General features: G+C 57.1%; 15 protein-coding genes, 1 tRNA gene and 1 other RNA gene. 8 read left to right on the forward strand and 9 right to left on the reverse strand.

From position 1 onward, the window contains the following. Window positions 1–81: 81 nt before the first annotated feature. Window positions 82–201: non-coding RNA, RtT sRNA (locus tag IEX40_RS04760), on the reverse strand. Between the two features lie 54 nt (window positions 202–255). Next, a tRNA-Ser gene (locus IEX40_RS04765) sits at window positions 256–343 on the reverse strand. 292 nt (window positions 344–635) lie between these two features. On the opposite strand from IEX40_RS04765, the gene IEX40_RS04770 reads away from it, so the two are divergent. Together IEX40_RS04770 and corA are read left to right on the forward strand one after the other, a co-directional pair. After that, window positions 636–1,616, forward strand: coding sequence for a calcium/sodium antiporter (locus IEX40_RS04770; protein ID WP_188745973.1), 981 nt, complete (start codon window positions 636–638; stop codon window positions 1,614–1,616). Between the two features lie 13 nt (window positions 1,617–1,629). Then, entirely contained in the window at window positions 1,630–2,586 is a 957-nt protein-coding gene (corA, locus tag IEX40_RS04775; RefSeq protein WP_188745974.1) for a magnesium/cobalt transporter CorA, read from the forward strand. A gap of 37 nt (window positions 2,587–2,623) precedes the next feature. Here corA and IEX40_RS04780 read toward each other — a convergent pair whose 3' ends face one another. Together IEX40_RS04780 and IEX40_RS04785 are read right to left on the reverse strand one after the other, a co-directional pair. Then, on the reverse strand, window positions 2,624–3,859 hold the full coding sequence (locus tag IEX40_RS04780) for a DUF3422 domain-containing protein (RefSeq protein WP_188745975.1): 1,236 nt from the start codon (window positions 3,857–3,859) through the stop codon (window positions 2,624–2,626). Window positions 3,860–3,883: 24 nt separating this feature from the next. Next, complete coding sequence (locus IEX40_RS04785) at window positions 3,884–6,760, reverse strand: bifunctional diguanylate cyclase/phosphodiesterase (RefSeq protein ID WP_188745976.1); 2,877 nt, start codon at window positions 6,758–6,760, stop codon at window positions 3,884–3,886. 381 nt (window positions 6,761–7,141) lie between these two features. Here IEX40_RS04785 and IEX40_RS04790 point away from each other — a divergent pair, with 381 nt between their 5' ends. After that, window positions 7,142–7,702, forward strand: coding sequence for a hypothetical protein (locus IEX40_RS04790; RefSeq protein WP_188745977.1), 561 nt, complete (start codon window positions 7,142–7,144; stop codon window positions 7,700–7,702). 123 nt (window positions 7,703–7,825) lie between these two features. On the opposite strand, the gene IEX40_RS04795 is transcribed toward IEX40_RS04790, so the two are convergent. Beyond that, entirely contained in the window at window positions 7,826–8,167 is a 342-nt protein-coding gene (locus IEX40_RS04795) for a hypothetical protein (RefSeq protein ID WP_188745978.1), read from the reverse strand. After that, a complete protein-coding gene (locus tag IEX40_RS04800) occupies window positions 8,160–9,134 on the reverse strand; it encodes a GTP-binding protein (RefSeq protein ID WP_188745979.1) in 975 nt (324 codons plus the stop codon). The genes IEX40_RS04795 and IEX40_RS04800 overlap by 8 nt, the downstream gene beginning before the upstream one ends. A 360-nt stretch (window positions 9,135–9,494) precedes the next feature. On the opposite strand from IEX40_RS04800, the gene IEX40_RS04805 reads away from it, so the two are divergent. Together IEX40_RS04805 and IEX40_RS04810 are read left to right on the forward strand one after the other, a co-directional pair. Then, window positions 9,495–9,947: an NfeD family protein gene (locus IEX40_RS04805; protein WP_188745980.1), complete on the forward strand. Its 453-nt coding sequence runs from the start codon at window positions 9,495–9,497 to the stop codon at window positions 9,945–9,947. 50 nt (window positions 9,948–9,997) lie between these two features. Next, window positions 9,998–10,858, forward strand: coding sequence for an SPFH domain-containing protein (locus tag IEX40_RS04810; RefSeq protein ID WP_188745981.1), 861 nt, complete (start codon window positions 9,998–10,000; stop codon window positions 10,856–10,858). Between the two features lie 87 nt (window positions 10,859–10,945). Here the strand turns inward: IEX40_RS04810 and folD are convergent, their stop codons facing one another. Both folD and IEX40_RS04820 read right to left on the reverse strand, forming a co-directional pair. Further along, the gene (folD, locus tag IEX40_RS04815) at window positions 10,946–11,851 is read right to left on the reverse strand and encodes a bifunctional methylenetetrahydrofolate dehydrogenase/methenyltetrahydrofolate cyclohydrolase FolD (RefSeq protein ID WP_188745982.1); all 906 of its coding nucleotides are present in this window, start codon (window positions 11,849–11,851) and stop codon (window positions 10,946–10,948) included. Window positions 11,852–12,034: 183 nt separating this feature from the next. Then, entirely contained in the window at window positions 12,035–13,711 is a 1,677-nt protein-coding gene (locus IEX40_RS04820) for a diguanylate cyclase domain-containing protein (RefSeq protein WP_188745983.1), read from the reverse strand. Between the two features lie 192 nt (window positions 13,712–13,903). Between IEX40_RS04820 and IEX40_RS04825 the strand changes: the two genes are divergently transcribed. The 3 genes from IEX40_RS04825 to IEX40_RS04835 are packed head-to-tail and all read left to right on the forward strand — an operon-like array spanning window position 13,904 to window position 16,228. Then, window positions 13,904–14,146, forward strand: coding sequence for a Trp family transcriptional regulator (locus IEX40_RS04825; protein WP_188745984.1), 243 nt, complete (start codon window positions 13,904–13,906; stop codon window positions 14,144–14,146). 20 nt (window positions 14,147–14,166) lie between these two features. After that, window positions 14,167–15,555 carry an anthranilate synthase component I family protein gene (locus tag IEX40_RS04830; protein ID WP_188745985.1) on the forward strand — a complete coding sequence of 463 codons (1,389 nt, stop codon included), beginning with the start codon at window positions 14,167–14,169 and terminating at the stop codon, window positions 15,553–15,555. Between the two features lie 13 nt (window positions 15,556–15,568). Then, a complete protein-coding gene (locus IEX40_RS04835) occupies window positions 15,569–16,228 on the forward strand; it encodes an anthranilate synthase component II (RefSeq protein ID WP_188745986.1) in 660 nt (219 codons plus the stop codon). A 15-nt stretch (window positions 16,229–16,243) separates the two neighbouring features. Here IEX40_RS04835 and IEX40_RS04840 read toward each other — a convergent pair whose 3' ends face one another. Continuing rightward, a complete protein-coding gene (locus tag IEX40_RS04840) occupies window positions 16,244–18,877 on the reverse strand; it encodes an EAL domain-containing protein (protein WP_229680588.1) in 2,634 nt (877 codons plus the stop codon). Between the last annotated feature and the right edge of the window lie 52 nt (window positions 18,878–18,929).

Genomic DNA, 18,929 nt, shown 5'->3' on the forward strand with positions numbered 1-18,929 from the left:
TTCTCACCCTCCCTGGGCGAGTTTGTCAGAACCTAAAACGACGAAGCCCCGCCGATTGCTCAGCAGGGCTTCTGAATAGGATGGCGGTCAGGGAGGGATTACTTCGCCCCTTCGGGGCCGCCGTCGCAAGCTCCGGCGTTGTTTCGCTTCGCTCTACTCGAACCCTGTCGAGGGTTCTCACCCTCCCTGGGCGAGTTTGTCAGAACCTAAAACGACGAAGCCCCGCCGATTGCTCAGCAGGGCTTCTGAATAGGATGGCGGTCAGGGAGGGATTCGAACCCTCGATGCCTTTCGACATACACACTTTCCAGGCGTGCTCCTTCGGCCACTCGGACACCTGACCACTCTATACTTGAATTCGGCAATACAGGTCGCCGTCTCAAGTGGGTGCGCATTCTATCAGACTGATTTGAAAGAACAAGCCCGGACTGACAACTTTCGCGCGCGTTACGGATACACTGCGTCTACACCCAGCTTAAGCCTCCAGAGATATCGGGCCTGCGGTTCGATTTAAGCTGATTACAGGATCGAAAAAATCTTACATCAAGCGCTGCTTTCCCCCTGAGCTACAGCAGCTGAGCTGGTATAGTAGCGCGCTGAGTTTCTTGTCTTTGTCATATTCCGGGAGTGGATAGATGTTACTGGCAATTCTTGCCGTGATCGCGGGTTTGGCGCTACTGGTCTGGAGCGCCGATCGTTTTGTCGATGGTGCTGCGGCAACCGCTCGCCATTTGGGTATGCCAACGCTGTTGATCGGCATGGTGATCATCGGCTTCGGCACCTCGGCGCCGGAGATGGTGGTATCTGCTCTGGCATCGTTACAGGGTAACCCCGGCCTGGCATTGGGTAACGGCTACGGCTCCAACATCACCAATATCGCTTTGATCCTGGGTATCACAGCACTCCTCTGCCCGATCGCCGTTCACTCACAGATTTTGCGCAAGGAGCTGCCGATTCTCGCCGGCGTCACCCTGCTGTCAGGGTATCAACTGCTCGACGGTCATATATCCAGGCTCGATGCTGTGGTTCTGCTGCTGGTTTTCGCCGCCACCATGGGCTGGTCGATCTGGCAGGGCATGAAGCAGCGTGGCGATGCGCTGGGCGATGACTTCGCCCACGAACTGGAAGATGGCCTTATGCCGCTGAAGACCGCCCTGCTCTGGCTGTTCTTCGGCCTGTTACTGCTGGTGGTCAGTTCGCGCATACTGGTCTGGGGGGCGGTGGAGATCGCCACAGCTCTGGGCGTAAGCGACCTGATCATCGGCCTCACCGTGGTCGCGATCGGTACCTCACTGCCGGAACTGGCCTCCTCCATTGTTGCCGTGCGCAAGAACGAGCACGACCTGGCACTGGGTAACGTGATCGGCTCCAACCTCTTCAATACCCTGGCCGTGGTCGGTATCGCAGGCGCCATTCAGCCATTGGTGGTTGATCCCGAGGTCCTCTATCGCGACTGGATGGTGATGGCTGCACTGACCTTCTCGCTGTTCATTCTCGGCTACGGTATCCGCAAGGCGGGCCATATCAATCGACTTGAGGGCGGATTGCTGACCCTGGTCTACGTGGGCTACGCCGGTTATCTTGTGTATACCGTCGTCAGCACCGTAACCGGCTGAAGAGGCTAGCGCCATGATGAGAGCATTTTCGATCGCCGACGGGCATCTGAGCGAGTGCGAGCTGGAGCACCACAATGCGGCGGAAACGCTGCGTGAGGTGGGCTGGATCGACCTGCAGGAGCCCAGCAGCGAAGAGCGCTGGCTGATCGAATCGCTCTACCCTGAAAGCCTGCCGGATGCCCATGAGGTCGAAGAGATCGAGTCCAGTGCGCGCTACTTCATCGAAGGCCAGGATATCCATGTCCACTCACTGTTCCTCTATCAATCGGAAGGTCGCCACCAAACCTCGACTGTCGCCTTTACCCTGAAGCCGGACCGGTTGCTCAGCATACGTGACGTGGAACTGGCGGACTTTCGTCTGATGCGCCTGCGTGCCCGTCGAGGCTGGGTCGAGGCCGCCACGCCGCTGCAGGTGCTAACGACCTTGTTCGATCAGAAGGTGGATAACCTGGCCGACCAGCTCGAGGACCTGCATCGTAACCTGGAAAACGTCAGCTCCCTGGTGCTGGAGAATCGCATCAGTGGCGAGATGGAGGAGTCACTGGATAAGCTTGCCCGGCTGGAGGACAGCAACGGCAAGATGCGTCTGGTGTTGATGGATACTCAGCGCTCGATCTCGTTTTTGCTGCGCCATATCCGCCAGAACCCGGAGGAGCAGGAGAGTTGTCGCGAAATCCTGCGCGACCTGGACACGCTGATGTCCCATGCCACCTTTATGTTCGAAAAGATCAACTTCCTGATGGACGCGGCGCTGGGCTTTATCAACATCCAGCAGAACCAGATCATCAAGACCTTCTCCATCGCTGCCGTGGTGTTCCTGCCGCCGACACTGGTGGCCAGCATCTACGGCATGAACTTCGAACAGATGCCAGAGCTTCAATGGCTGCTGGGCTACCCCTGGGCGCTAGGGTTGATGGTGATCTCAGGGATCGCGCCCTACTGGTATTTCAAACGCAAAGGCTGGCTCTGAGCCAGCCTTCACATCGACCTATATCGCAAGACTCTGGCTACTCATCATCGATTCCACGCAGCATGCGCCGAATATAGAGCCACAGCAACAGTGCGATCATAGGTACCGCACCGCTGAGGATATACAGCGCCACATCGAGCATATGCTCAACCTGAATGGTGTTGCGCAACGAGCGCTCGATCAGGTCGAATGCGTAGTAGGTCACCACGATAACGGTAAAACTTTCCAGTTTTGCCTGCAGGCGCAGCTGGGACCGTGCCCGCCCGCTCAGAGTCCGCAGCAGATCGCGCATCTGCTGTTCGGTCGACAGATCGACCTGGGAGCGGATCATCTGGCTGGTCCGCGCTATGCGTTTGGACAGTTTTTCAATTCTCAGTCCTGCTGATTGACAGGTCAGGCGTGCAGGATCCGCTCGACGCTCCATGAACTGTTCGATGGTCTGCAACCCTTCGATACGCTCTTCGCGCAGCTCCTCGATCCGCTTGTCCAGCAGGGTGAAATACGCCTCGGTGGCAGAGAAGCGGTTGGCGGTGGCCGCCGCCAGCGCCTCCACACTGGAGGCCAGGCTGGTGAGCTCATCGAGCAGATCCGCCGGCTCCTCGGTCGATAGCCGGGCACTGACCTGCGCCAGCGTCTGGTCCAGATGGGTGATCCTCGGCATCGCCCGCAACGCTTCTGGCAGCGCCAGCAACGCCATGTGACGATACACTTCGATTTCACACAGGCGCTGCAGCAGACGGCCACGCTGATACGAGGCCAACGAGATATCCTGCACCAGGATTCGGGTCAGACCGCTGTCCCGACGGTGGTGGAAATCGGTCCACACCTTGGCATAGCCGCCCATCAGCTCGGAGCCAACGATCTGGTGATCGAACTGGCTGCGTACCCAGTTATCCACATCCTCCACCTCGGAGGCACAGATCAACTCGCAACCGCAGAGAAACGCCCCCTGCAGATTCGCGATACGCGACTGGAAGCCCGTGGGTAACTCGGTGCTGCCGAAGCGGTAGGCGGTCAGCGTATAAAACTCATTATGCGCTTCAAAGCGGAGTCCGCAGACGTCGTTACGACAGAAAAAGAAGGAGGCGAGCGGCGCATCGAACAGGCCCATCTCATGAGCGAGGTTAACCACCTCTCGTTGTATGACGCTCAGCTTGGTCTGCTCATCGATGACCACGCCGATATGGATCATCGACAGTGGCGAATAAAGCTTCTGAAATGGTCTGGCATGAACCTCACTGATCACTTGCTGGCGTAGCGGGTGAGTCCTCATGGACGGTGTATCCTTCTGCGGTCATTAGACTTTCGTCGTATGATGCCCCAGACACAGCAGCTCTGTCTCTACCTCATGCGCGGGAATCGGCCGGGAAAAGAGGTACCCCTGCCCAATATCACAGCCAGCCTCCAGCATGAACCGGCGTTGGGCTTCGTTCTCTATCCCCTCGGCCACGGTGCGCAGGCCGAGATATCCGGCCAGGTCGATGATTGCTCTTACGATCGCTTCGTCATGGGCCTTGCCGGGTACACCATCGGTAAACACCTTATCGATCTTAAGCTTATCAAGCGGAAAATCCTTGAGATAGGCAAGTGACGCGTACCCTGTACCAAAGTCATCCAGTGCGATGCGGATGCCAAGCGCGCGTATCTGAGCCAGGCGAAGAGCGGCACCAGTAGGATCCTCCATTAGAATACTCTCGGTCAGCTCCAGCACCAGGTTCCCGGATTGCAAACCGGAACGGGCCAGCGTCTGCTCTATGGTATCGATCAGCTCGTCGGTGAACTGCTTTGCCGACAGGTTCACGGCCATATTCAGGTTCAACTCGAAATTTTCATTCCACTCTCTGACCTGACGGCAGGCCTGCTCCAGCACCCAATTACCGATCGGCACAATCAGGCCGGTCTCCTCGGCCAACGGAATGAACTGGTCGGGCCCGACGAAACCGTAATCGGGACTATTCCAGCGCAGAAGCGCCTCAAACCCGGTTAACTCCTGCGACTGGAAGGACAATTGCGGCTGGTAATAGACCTCCATTTCGCCACGGCACAAAGCTTGGCGCAGCGCATTTTCCATCCCCAGCCGCCGCTTGGCCCGAACATTCATATCCGCGGTATAGAATTGATAGTTGTCCCTTCCACAATCCTTGGCGTGATAGAGCGCAGCATCGGCATTTCGACTCAGGTGCATGAAGTCCCGTCCATCCTCGGGAAACACCGCGATGCCGATACTCGACGTGACGGTAAGATCGCGCCCAGAGATATGCATAGGTTGCCTGATCAGATCAATGAACCTTTTCGCCAGCAGCGTCAGATCCTCGACCTGCCCGCAATCCGGCAGGAGCACAACGAACTCGTCACCACCGACGCGACTGACGGTATCGGATTCCCGAATCGCCCCCAGCAATCGCTCTCCGACCACCTTCAACAGGGCGTCACCGGCCTCATGGCCAAGGGAGTCGTTGATGTTCTTGAACCGGTCCAGATCGATAAACATCAAGCCCAAGGACTTTTGCTGGCGCGCACAGGTGGCCAGTGCCTGGTCCGCACGATCGCCGAGCAGGCGGCGGTTTGGCAGCTCGGTTAGTGGATCATACTCGGCCAGGTGCCGCAGGCGCTCTTCGCTCTGCTTGCGGTAGGTGATATCGGTCAGCGTCAGGATCCGGTTGATCAACTCACCCCGCTCATCATGCAACGCCGTTATCGACAGCCAGGCGGGATAGAGGGTACCGTCGCGTTTACGACTCCAGATCTCGCCCTCCCAACAACCCAATCGCGTCAGATCGGCATAGCCCAACGCATTGAGCGGCTCGGGATTGCGGATGTTGAACAAAATCGATGGATCACGCCCCTTCAATTCATACAGCAGGTAGCCGGTAATGCGCGAGAATGCAGTGTTGATCGCCAGTATCCGGTCGTTGCAATCGGTCACCACCATACCTTCCGATGCGGTTTCAAACACCTTGGCCGCGATACTGAGCTCGGCTGCACTGTCACGCAGTGCCATTTTTTGTGCCTCAATATCGTTCTGATAGAGGTTGAACAGGCGAATCAACCAGCGCGACAGGCCGAACGCGAACAAAAATCCGATCAACGCCAGCAGGATAACAGCTGGAAACATACTCAATAGACTGGCACGCAAAAACTGCACAGTGGTCCGCCGCTGCTCATCTATAGCTTCAGACAAATCCGAGTTATAGACACCGGCCACCAGAATCCATCCATACTCGGGAATACGTTGAACGAGCGAGAGCTTGGGCTCCATTCGATCCGACCCGATTTGGTACCACTCATACTCGACGAAGCGCCCCTCGACGCTTGCACTCTCCACCAACACGCGTCCAACATCGGCATAAGGCTCAGGCAGATCGCGGTAGTGTTTACCCTCAGCCTCGGAAAACACCGGCGAGTTCAACACATAGCCCTCTTCCGACATCACCGTGAAGTAGCCACTATTTCCAAAACGGTGCAGTGCGAGCCGCTGCAGCGCTTTCTGTTTCAGGTCATTTTCAAAGCGGTAAACATAATCGCCTGCACCGATAATCCAACCCAAAGGCTCAAAAAGTTTTACGTAAGCGATCTTGTCACGCATCTCGGTTTGGTTATCTGGTGCGTACCAACGGTAGCGCGAGAAGCCGGCTTGATCCGGATTATCAACAGCTTGTATCAGTCCACGCATAATGTAGTGACCGGTGTCGTCGCGGTTATCGATCAATGATCCGCCTTCAAGATGCGGCGCGGTTGGCAGCAATACACAACGCCCCTCCAGATCGTCGATGAAGTAGTAGCCACGACCATGGAAAAAGCGGATATCGCGAAGCGTCTCACGAATCAACGCCGCCGCACTCTCCGCACCGTGCAGAGCTGACTCCTTCCGATAGAGGGTACTCGCGATCGACCAAGCTTGGTCAACCTGGTTCTTGGCCTCTTCACTGAGCAGCCTCTCGGCCTGCGCATAGATAAACCGTAACTCCTTCGCAACCGTATCCATTTCATTGCGCAGCAGCTGTTTACTATTCTCGATTATCTCCGAGTCTATCGCAGCAAGATGACGCTCCGTTTCGAAATAGCTGCGCCCCAAATACAACGCGATGACCAGCACCGCCATCAGGGTAACGATGGACGTCAGCCCCCACGTCTGAATCCGGATAAATTTGCGTGCGTTGATCTGTTGCGACATAGCCACCTGCGCCAACCGGCCATAACATAACCGGCAGTAATACTCACCAATGGCGCTCCGTGCCCCACCCCAACAATTGGGCAAGCTCATCAAACGATGACAGCTGACCAATTTATCAACTTTTCAAACCAAAGAACATTGTACGTTTGTCACAAATGTCCGTTAACTCACGACCACTACTTCAGTCGACTCTCCAACATTCGCCCAACCACGACAAATGCTCTACTGGCGCTGTAGCAATGACGACAATACGACAAAAACCAACAGCTGTAGGCTTTAGTACAAATATTTAATCGTTTGATTTTAAAAGCTTTGATACGCATCTCTAACTCGGTCACATTCTTGCTAGCACTTAACAGAATTGAAACGAGGATTATGACGATGCTGTTGAAGAACTACGAAGAGCAGAGCTTGCTGTTCAACACGAACTTTACCGAAACCACGAGTAACGGCGGTGTCGCATACCGTGGCGAACTGGTAATTCAAGAGGGTGAGGTTGCCGACGCTCAAGGCCGTCGCAAGCCGCCGATCTCACTGCTGCTGGGTGCAGTGGTGCTGGAAGAGAGCGACAAGATCAAGCTGCTGGTGGGCCTGCTGACCGACCTGGCTCAACTCGAGTTGTTGCTGGAGAAATATGGCGCGGATCTGGCTGACGATCTCTGTTCAATGATTTTCGTGCGCAATATCGGCAATCCGATAGTTCTGGAAGCGCTGGGCAAGAAGTTCTTCCTGATTCCGCTGGACGAAGGGATCCCCTGGAACGAGGCGATCGACGAACTGGCGTTGGAAAAGGGCGACTTCAAAGGACAGTCCGCCGGCGACAAACTGGTTACCCTGTACACCGAAATGAAAGGCTACCGCGCCAAAGGTGAAACCCTGAACCTTGAAGCGGCCTTAGGCCAGACCATCGAAGTCAAACGCACCGCACGCGGCCCGGTTTAATCCGGTTACAGCGGCAAGAGCACCGGGCGGGCACCCCTATCTGTGATGCGGGTGTCTGCCCTTTTTTATCTGCTATTCACCCCGAACGGGAGTAGGAAGAGAACCGCTGACGCCCAAGGGACGTCAGGCCATCTGCGCCTGCTGCTGCAATCCGTTGTACAGTTCGCGGACGTTGTTACGCACGTTGACCACGTTGGTCTGCTTTGACGACAAGCAGATCAGTATCTGGCTACCCTCCAGCTTAAAACCACTGACCCGCTTCTCACCGATCTCCAGATGCGCCTCATCGTGAGTCGAGCGCAGCTTCGACGCGTTGGTAAATACGTAGGTGAACGCCTTTTTGGCGATCGTTTCATGGTGGCGACGAGAGGCCGGGAAGGTCGATGACAGGACCTGATCCGCCTGCATCAGACAGCACCCCTCGATAAAATCCAGCTCATCAACCGCTTCAAGTAGTTCAATCATTATCGTTTCGACTCCATTGCAGCAAATCGGACGCCTGTTGCTTGACGACCGTCAGACTCAACCCCTTGTCCGAGCTCAAGCCAAGTGCCTGCTCCTCCTCGACAAACACCGACAGGGTTTCCTGCTCTTCGCCGCAGAGCATGAAGTTATCGATCTTGCCAAGAAAAGCGGCTTTCTGTTCCAGTGCGGAAACCAGATTCACCATTGCCTTCAGCAGCGCCTGACTCTGCATACTGCCCACATTGGAGCTGATCACCTTGCGATCGGCTCCCAGATGCATCGCGCCGCTAATCCCACGTGTATTCACCGCCGCATCGATCAGCGAAACCGGCTTGGCGGCGTCGTTGTTCACGATCTGATCCGGAATGGCGACCGCTTCCGGCACCGTACTGTTATCGGCCAGCTTCGCGGCCAACGCTGCCCAGTCAACCTCTCGCTCACGTCGGCCGACCACCTCTTTGACCAGCTTCAATACATCCGCAGGATCACGTGCGTCGATAAACATCACGGTGGTAAACAGGCCCATCCGCTTGAGCTGGTTCATATAGTAGTTGTAATCGGGGTTGGCCCGCACATCCGCGTGCGTGACCGCGATTACCAGGCGCCGCTTGACGAGATAGTCACGAAACTCATCGACATAGAAGCGGATATCCTTGAATGGGTCGGTGCGGGTATTGTCCACCAGCAGTATCAACGCCTCGGCATCGGCCACCAGATCGCTCATCATCAGCTGCCACATGAAGCGGAAACGCTCCTGCCCCGGCGTACCGTACAGATGTAGTTTGGCGTTCTCGTTCAGCTCCAAGACACCGTAGTCCATGGCGATCGTGGTTCTCTGTTTCCGACGAATCACCGAATCGCTGACCTTGGCATCGGTGTCCACCGTTTCGATCTCGCTGAGAGAGCGGATCGCGGTGGTCTTCCCCGAACAAACCGAGCCTGTGAACAAAATCTTGTAATCAGCCATGGTAATCCTCATTCGCGTCCGGTCCGGCACTGCACTACCGGTCGATCGATCATCAAGCTGCATCAAACTCCCGTTTGATGCAGCGTCGATTCTTAGCGTAAACGTTTCAACTTGCAAGCCGAACGGCGAAGCTATCGGCCTGCAAACGATATTTGTAGAGCGAGATCAAAACTCAGGCTGTCGCCGGTCATAGAGCCTGCGTCTTGCCATAGACGCGGCTATCCGGCCACCAGCGGTGCTGAGCGTGCAAAACTCCATCCTAGTTCAGCCCCTCCTCTTCATAAAGGAGTAATTTGACCTTTATCGACCGGTAGCCGATGATTCCCGACATCCCCCCGCGTGGCGCCCAAAGGAGAAGAGATGGAATTCGCAATTCAATATTGGCACTGGATCGTCTTTGGCATGCTACTGATCCTGGCCGAGCTGGTCGTTCCCAGCTTCACTATCTTCTGGTTCGGCCTGGGCGCCTTCATCATCGCAGGACTGCTTGCCCTGTCGGTGGATATCTCATTGAGTTGGCAACTGCTGATCTGGGCACTGTCATCCACCGCCTTTACCCTGATCTGGTTCCGGTTCTTCCGTCCATGGATGCAGGACCATACCAAGGCCGGTATCGCCCGCGAAGCTATCCGTGGCGAATCCGGACAGGTAATCCGTGCTCCCGAAGAGGGACAGCGCGGCATAGTGCGCTTTTCCACCCCGCTGCTCGGTGACGATGAATGGGAGTTTATCTGCTCTGAGCCGGTCAGCCTGGGCGACCGGGTGTTCGTGCTGGAGCTGTCCGGCAACACACTGATCGTAGAGAAACGCTGAATCTCAACTGACCGCTCTCAACTTACTGCTAACTGCAAGGAGTCCTGCTCATGTTTATCGATGGATTGGTAATGGCATCCGTATTTCTGGTGCTGGTAATCGTCACCCTCGCCCTGGGAGTCAAGACGGTCCCCCAGGGGAGCAAGTTCGTGGTGCAGCGCCTGGGCAAGTACCACCGCACGCTCGGCCCCGGCCTCAACTTCATCTTCCCCTATATCGATGCCGTGGCCTACAAGGTGACGACCAAGGATATCGTGCTCGATATCCCCTCTCAGGAGGTGATCACCCGGGATAACGCGGTGATCATTGCCAACGCCGTGGCCTATATCAACATCGTGTCGCCGGAGAAAGCGGTCTACGGCGTCGAGGATTACCGCATCGCGATCCAGAATCTGGTGCAGACCTCACTGCGCTCCATCATCGGCGAGATGGATCTGGACGACGCCCTCTCCAACCGCGACGCGATCAAGGCGAAGCTGAAAACCGCCATCTCCGACGACATCTCAGACTGGGGCATCACGCTGAAAACGGTGGAGATACAGGATATCAATCCGTCTGACACCATGCAGAAGGCGATGGAGGAGCAGGCTGCAGCCGAGCGTGGCCGTCGCGCCACCGTGACCCGTGCCGACGGTGAAAAAGCGGCCGCGATTCTTGAAGCTGAAGGCCGCCTGGAGGCGTCCCGCCGCGATGCCGAGGCCAAGATCGTGCTGGCCGAAGCCAGCCAGGCCGCGATCGAGAAGGTCACCTCAGCGATCCAGCAGAACGAGCTCCCGGTCATGTTCCTGCTCGGCGAGCGCTATATCGATGCGATGAAGGAACTCTCCGGCTCTGAGAACAGCAAGATGGTGGTACTGCCTGGGGATATTCCGGCCACCGTCCGAGCCATCATGGGCGGCTTCGGTCGTTGAACTCGGTCCGACGCGACAATTAACGCCGGCTTTGGTCGACTGAACAGATAGCCCTGGGATTCATCGAGTCCCAGGGGGTATTCTGCTTTACGCCTGATGCCGCTCGATCGCTTCGCAGGCTTCCAGCGTGTTCTGCAGCAGGCAGGCGATGGTCATCGGACCGACACCGCCCGGCACTGGCGTGATCGCTGCAACGCGATCATAGGCGGAGTCGAACTCCACATCGCCGACCAGCTTGCCGGTTTCCAGACGGTTGATGCCCACATCGATAACGACCGCGCCGGGCTTGAGCCACTCGCCTTTAACGAAATTGGGGATACCGACAGCAGCGATGACGATATCGGCACGCGCCAATTCACCCGGCAGATCCTTGGTTTTGGAGTGACACACGGTGACTGTCGCACGGGCCATCAGCAGTTCCAGCGCAACCGGACGGCCGACGATATTGGATGCACCGATCACCACAGCGTTCTTGCCCATCGGGTCGATGCCGTAGGCATCCAGCAGGCGCATGCAACCGTAAGGGGTGCACGGGCGCAAAGTCGGTGCCTTGCCCGCGAGACGGCCCAGATTGTAGGGGTGGAAGCCATCCACATCTTTCTTCGGGTCAATGCGTTCGATCACCGACTGCACATCGATCTGCTTGGGCAACGGCAGTTGCACGAGGATACCGTGGATTTCCGGGTCTGCATTGAGCTTGTCGATCAGTGCCAGCAGCTCAGATTCGGGAGTGGAAGCATCAAGACGAAAACTGCGCGACAGGTAGCCTACCTCTTCACAGGCACGCACCTTGCTTCCGACGTAAACCTGCGACGCCGGATCCACGCCGACCAGCACTACCGCCAGCCCCGGTGCCGGCAGGCCTTTTTCACGACGCTGCCTGACCTTTTCGGCAATCTCTTTACGCAGCTCTGCAGCCACCGCCTTACCATCGATACGTTTGTCGACTGTTTCGCTCACACTTTTCTCCTCGAAGCCGCCGCTTCGCACCATAAATAGAGTCCGCCGGTATACCGGTAGATTTATGGCGCGCAATTTTACAGTGTCCGGCGCCAGCTCGCACCCTTGACGGTGCAGTCAGTAATGAACGCACGCCGCCAACGAGGCCATGGCGGTCGAAATCGGATAGTTTCAGTGGTAAATACGCTCGTACCAGATACCCGATCGATCATTCGGCTAGGCACGGGCGTTATCCAACGCGACGCCCTCATCGTCGTAGAAGCAGTAGTTTCGCCGTCCTGCATGTTTGACCTGGTACATGGCACTGTCGGCCCTTTTGAGCAGATCCTCGGCACTGCTGGCGTCACGGGGATAGCGCGCAATACCGATAGACGCCGCCACATGCCCCTGAGAATCGTCCAGTTGGAACGGCTGCATCAACCGGTGCAGAATCTTCTCCGCTATCAGCGAGATCGCATGGGAGCAACCGGTGTGCTGCAGGATCAGCACGAACTCATCGCCCCCCAGGCGGGCAACAATATCACTTTTGCGCACGCACTCCGTGATCCGCCTTGCCGACTCCTGCAACAGCAGATCCCCGGCATCATGACCGAAGGTATCGTTGATGTTCTTGAAACCGTCCAGATCGATGAACATCAACGCAAAGGCGTTGCTGCCCTGAGTCGCATGGCGAACCTGCTGATACAACAGTTCACGAAAATACTTGCGGTTAGGCAGGCCGGTCAGATCGTCGTAGTTAGCCTGGTAGTGAATCCTGGCGACACGCGCCTTGTCGTCAGTGACATCCTCTTTCAATGCCACGAAGTGGCTGACACTGCCCTCGGCATCGCGGATCGGCGAGATTGAGATATGCTCCCAGTATGGTTCGCCGTTCTTCTTTCGATTGAGCAGCTCACCTTTCCAGATGTCGCCGCCGGTAATGGTCGCCCACATCTCCTCATAGACCTCAACCGGGGTCTCGCCCGATTGCAGCAGACGCGGGTTACAGCCCACGACCTCATCCGGCGCATAGCCGGTCACTTCGCTGAACCTGGGGTTCGCATACTCGATGCAACCGCTCTTATCAGTGATAACGGTCGATATCGGGCTGTATTCAACCGCCTTGGTCAGCGTGTGCAGTTCAGCGGTGCGCTGCCTCACCAAACTGTCCAACTGCTGCTTGGCTTCTGCCAGAGAGAGCATATGCCGGCGAATCTGTGACAGACCCACAAGGAGCAACGCCGATACCAGCAGCCAGGTGCCGGCATGTGCCCAGATCAGATGTCGCAGACCGACCGCTTCATTCTGCAGCAGCGGGCTGGCCGAATAGCTGACACTGAGCCCGCCGCGGATATCGCCGACCTGGTACCCCTGGTGTTCATGACACTGCATGCACTCCTGTTCGACAAACAGTGGTGCCATAAAACGCACCATCCGCTCTTCACCCTGATCGACCAACTCAAGTCGCGTTTTCTCTCCCTGCTCAAATGCCTGCAGCGCCCGGGTTTCCCAAGGATCAGCCAGATTTCCGGGATTCAGCGGCTTCAGGCTGGTCAGGTGCAGGCGTACATCGCTGATCTCCTTGACCACGTCGGCCAGTTGACGCGTCATATAGGCCGGGTTGAGCAGCGTGAGCGCAAGACCGTCAGTCGAGGTCAGGTCACGCTCGGGGATCTTCAGGTAGGGGTTGGGCTGCGTAGTTTCATCGATCAGTGCATACACCCCGCCATGACGCGCATTCCACATACGCACGGACTCCACCACCTTAAACACAAAGTGCGCCCGGTTAGCCGCCAGATCCAGGGTATGGCGATCCAGCCGCTCCCAGTTCCAGCTGAAGGAGGCCAGCACCAGAGCGCTCCAGATAATCAGTGGCAGCGGCCAGTATTTGGTTTGCAGGACAAGCTGTCTCATGTGCGCATAGTTGCCTTACTGTCGATACGCCGGACAGGCGACCCAATATGTTGCAATTGTCATACATATTAATTGGCACTTACCTTAATTTGGATCAACGCAGTACCAGCAATTTGGAGCGTCGTTGAAAAACTGAAACACCGGATACGAATTCGATTGACTACAGGAGGTTTTGTGATAGCGTACTAGTACATGAGTACACCCTATCTCGACGAACTGCTTGATCACCTGCTCGGCATGCCCGACCGCGCCTCCCTGGAAAAGGCGCTGAGCGAGCTGCTGACCCCTTCGGAGTTGACCGAGGTGTGCAAGCGCCTGCAGATCCTGCGACTGCTCGAGGAGGGAGTACCGCAACGCGAGATTGCACGCCGGCTCGGCGTCGGCATCGCCACCGTCACCCGTGGCTCACGCGCCCTGAAATCGGAAACACCCTGAACCGGGAACGACCAGATACCATGACCAGACCCGCCAAAATAGAACTGCCGCGCAAGCCGCACTACGTCACGCTGACCGCGGATACCGACTTTTTCGGCCTGTTCAAGAAGATCGAGAAGCGCTTCGATAACTGCTTCATGCTCGAGTCGCTCGGCGAGGAGAGCTTCATCTCCCGCTACTCGATTATCGGCTTCGACCCGGAGCAGATCCTGTACGCCACCGAGGGCGCCCTGCACATCGAGCAGCGCGACGGCAGCAAGGAAACTTATCCCAGCGATAACCCCTACTACCTTCTGCGCGAAATCGTGCCGCAGAACATCATCTCGCGGAAATACGCCGGCGGCCTGACCGGCTATATCGGCTACGACTGCATGAACTACTTCGAGCCGACGCTGAACCTTCAGCACAGTGAACTGTTCGACGTGTTCCGCTTCGGTGTGTTCAAGGACGGTCTGATCCTCGACAAGATGACCGGCGAGGTGATCTATTTCTACTACACCGATAGCCGCATGGAGCTGATCGAATCGATCCTCGCGGAACCGGCGGCGGAAAACGGCCCACTCGTTATCACCCCGATGGGCGAAACCATGTCTCAGGAAGAGCATGCGGCGGCGGTGATGAAGGTGAAACAGGACATCATCGACGGCAAGATCTTCCAATGCGAGGTGGGCTTCAAGAAGCGTTTCAAACTGGAGGGCGACAGCATCGCCATCTACGAGCAGTTGCGTGAAGTAAACCCCTCCCCGCAGATGTATTACGTCAAGTTCAGCGAACAGAAGCTGATCGGCGCCAGCCCGGAGCTGCTGTTCCGCCTGCGCCAGGGCGAGATGGAGACCTTCCCGCTGGCCGGTACTACCAAGCGCGGCAAGGATGAGGTGGAGGACACCCAGCTGGCCCGCGCCCTGCTCAACGACCCGAAGGAGATCGCTGAGCACAACATGATCGTCGATCTGCACCGCAACGATATCGGCCGCGTGGCACGCTTCGGCACGGTCAAGGTGCGCAGCCTGATGGACATCAAGCGTTTCAGCCATGTGCAGCATATCTCCAGCGAGATTGTCGGCATCATCGCCGAAACCGAGGATATGTTCTCGGCGCTGGCCAGCAACTTCCCGGCCGGCACGCTGACTGGCGCGCCGAAGATCGAGGCGATGAAGATCATCGACGACCTGGAATCGGACGGTCGCGGTCCCTATGGCGGCGCTGTGGGTCACTTCTCCTTCAACGGCGACTGCACCTTCGCCATCCCGATCCGCACCGTGTTCGCCAATGGCGAGAACGCCTATGTGCAGACCTGCGGCGGTAATGTCTACGACTCCAACCCGGAGGACGAATACGAGGAGATTCGCCGTAAGTTCGCCGGTACCAAGAAGGTGCTGGACACGTTTATACAGCCAGAGCAGGCATGAGGGAGAGAGCAGCATGAAGGTCTATATCATCGATAACTACGACTCCTTCACCTATAACCTGTATCAGTACATCGGCGAGATCCTGTCCAGCGCGCAGCTGAAGGGGGAGATCGACTCTTTCGACATCGTCGTCAAACGCAATAACCAGGTCACCTTGGATCAGGTACGCGCCGCCAACCCGGACCGCCTGATCATCTCACCGGGACCGGGCTCACCGGATGATCCGGCCTACTTCGGCGTCTGCGCCGAGGTGATTCGCGAACTGGGACCGACCACACCCCTGCTGGGTGTGTGTTTGGGTATGCAGGGTATCGTGCATGTGTTTGGCGGCAAGGTGGTCAAAGCGCCGCTGCCCATGCACGGCAAGATCAGCCCGATCACCCATAACGCCGAGGGCGTGTTCAAGAATACGCCCGACCAGTTGGAGATCATGCGCTACCACTCGCTGATCGCCGAGGCGGAATCGCTGCCGGAGTGTCTGCAGGTGACTGCCGCCGTCGGCGACCTGCCGCGGGCGAACTTCGACGATATCGACCATATCCACCAGGGCGGCCGTTTCGAAATCATGGGGGTCAGGCACCGCGACTATCCCATTCACGGCATCCAGTTCCATCCCGAATCCTTCGCCACCGAGGGCGGCAAGGAGCTGATCAGCAACTTCCTGTTCGCCTGATCACTCTTTGCCTGATCAAACCTGCTCATGCGCCAGGGCTTCGAACGCTTCAGCCGGCAGCGGCCGGCTGAACAGGTAGCCCTGGAAGTAACGACAACCAAAATCCGTCAACACGCTGCGCTGCTCATCGGTTTCCACCCCCTCCGCAATGACCGATAGCTCAAGGCTCTGGCCGAGGGCAATCACGGTACGTACGATCGCGGTATCGTTGGCATCATGCAACAGGTCATGGACAAACCCCTGGTCGATCTTCAACTGATCCAGGGGCAGACGTTTTAGATAGATGAGGGAGGAGTAACCGGTACCGAAATCATCCAGCGAGAAGCCGACCCCACGCCGACGCAACGCAGCCATTTTGTCGATGGTCTGTTCAACATTGCGTACCAACATCGACTCGGTGAGTTCCAGCTTCAATCGCCGTGCATTCGCACCGCTATGCTCGAGCACGTTGAGCAGCTCATTGACGAAATTCTCATGATGCATCTGCACGGCACTGATATTGACCGATATGGCAATGCTGCCCAGCACGGGATCGGTGTCCCAACGCACCAGCTGACGACACGCCTCCTCGAGTACCCAGTGCCCAAGCGGGCGGATCAAGCCACTGGCCTCGGCGACCGGAATAAACTCCGCCGGTGATACCATCCCCCGCTCCGGATGCTGCCAGCGCAGCAGCGCTTCAGCGCCCACAAGCTCACCATCGTCACTGTATTGCGGCTGGTAATGAAGCTCGAATTCGCCGTTGTCCAGCCCCCTGCGAATACCGGCTTCGAGTTCCGCACGGGAACGCACCTGAGCCTGCATTGAGGGATCGAAAAAGCGTACGCTGTTACGTCCCGCCGCCTTTGCCTCATACATCGCCAACTCAGCCCACTTGATCATGTCGTCGGCGCTGTGGCGCTGGCGCTCGAACAGCACGATACCGATACTCGCCGTTGGCGTGTAGATATTGCCTTCAAACTCAAACGCCTGGTTGATCAAATTCAACAGGACTTCTGCCAGATGCTCGGCCTGGAAGAGTGCCTCCTCCACCGCATCATCCAACCCTTCGATCACCAGTACGAACTCGTCACCTCCGAAGCGGGCAATGGTATCCCCCTCTCTGACTCTGAGCTGCAACCGCTCGCCCACCAGACGCAGGATCAGGTCACCCGCTCGATGACCCAGGGTATCGTTCAGATCGCGAAAGTTATCCAGATCGATGAACAGTACCGCACCAACCACCCCGGTGCGCGACGTGGTTGCCAGCGCGTGATCCAGGCGTTCAATCAGCAGATTACGGTTGGGTAACCCGGTCAGACTGTCGTAAAACGCGAGCTGATGAATCTGCTCCTCGCTGCGTTTGCGCTCGGTGATATCGGTGGAAACCCCAACCAGGCCGACTATATCGCCACGTTCGTTGCGTAGCGGCTGCTTGACGGTCAAATGAGTACGCGCCTCCGCATTGTCGATACGTTGTTGCGTGACCTCGTCAACCACCCGCTCACCAAGCAGCAAAACCCGCTGGTCCTGAGCCCGAATCGATGTCACCGTGTCCGGTGCGAAGAACTGCTCATCCGTACAGCCCAATATCGCCTCCTCCGGCAGATTGAACAGCTGCGCAACACGGGAGTTAACATACTGGTAGCGGTAATCCGAACCCTTGATATAGATATAGGCATCTACGTTGGAGAGGATGGTGTTGAGACGACGGTCGTTTTCAGCCAGATCCCGCGACTTCTGCTTCACCTTGCGTTTAAGGCTGGCCAACAAGACAGCGGCCAGCACCAACAGGGTCGCCAATAGGCCCATCCCCCAGAGTATCTTTTGCGGTAGCGGCGACGTGGGCAATCTGGGGCCCCAGTGCTGCAAGATCTCGTAGTAAGGGGAATCCGCGTCCTGCTTCCACTCGGTCAAACGGGCATCGATACGCTGCAATATCGCCTCACCCTGCCCCAGTGGTGCTGCGTAGAATAGTTGAACGGGCTGGAACATCAGCGGCGTCGGAACCAGATCGAATGCAGCCGCGTTAAATTCGCCATACTGCTGGTTGACCACGGCCCCATCCGCACTACCCGCTGCGACAAGAGAGAACGCCTCATCGAATGAGCGCACCCCCAGCAACTCGATTGCGATACCAAAACTCTGGCTGAGGTTGCGTAGGTAGTCCTGTTGAATCGAGTCCTGCAACACGGCGATGCGTCGTCCGGCAAGATCAAGCGGAGACGCCAGGCGCTCGCTCTCCCGGGCAAAGAGCTGCGACCAACTGCGCAGCGCCGGCACCTGATGAAATGCCATTAGGCTGCGCCTTTCGGCACTTTCCGCCACATCAGGCAGAATATCGATTCGGCCCGTCTTCAGGCCCGCCAGGCACTCCTTCCATTCGCAGGGTACGGCTTGCAGTGTCCAGCGTTCATGCCGTGCAATCTCCACCAGCAGATCACCCAATAATCCATTAGGCGCACTCTGTTCTGGGTCGAGAAACAGTTTGGGCGGGTTCTCATATACACCGACACGTATCGGCTGCTCCGCGACACTCAACCGGGAAATGCTCGCCAGCAGTATGACAACCAACACAAAAGAACGCGGCCCTCGCATTCTGGCGTACATCAGTCCGGCACCTCTGCATCCCTGGTTCATCCTGAACTTGAAGAATAGCAGCACGTACATGACCACAGCCACCTTAGCTTGAGCTTGGTCATTCCCCTGAGCAGGGGATGGG

Origin of the sequence: Marinobacterium zhoushanense (assembly GCF_014641945.1) — a bacterium.
Lineage (GTDB): Bacteria > Pseudomonadota > Gammaproteobacteria > Pseudomonadales > Balneatricaceae > Marinobacterium_D > Marinobacterium_D zhoushanense.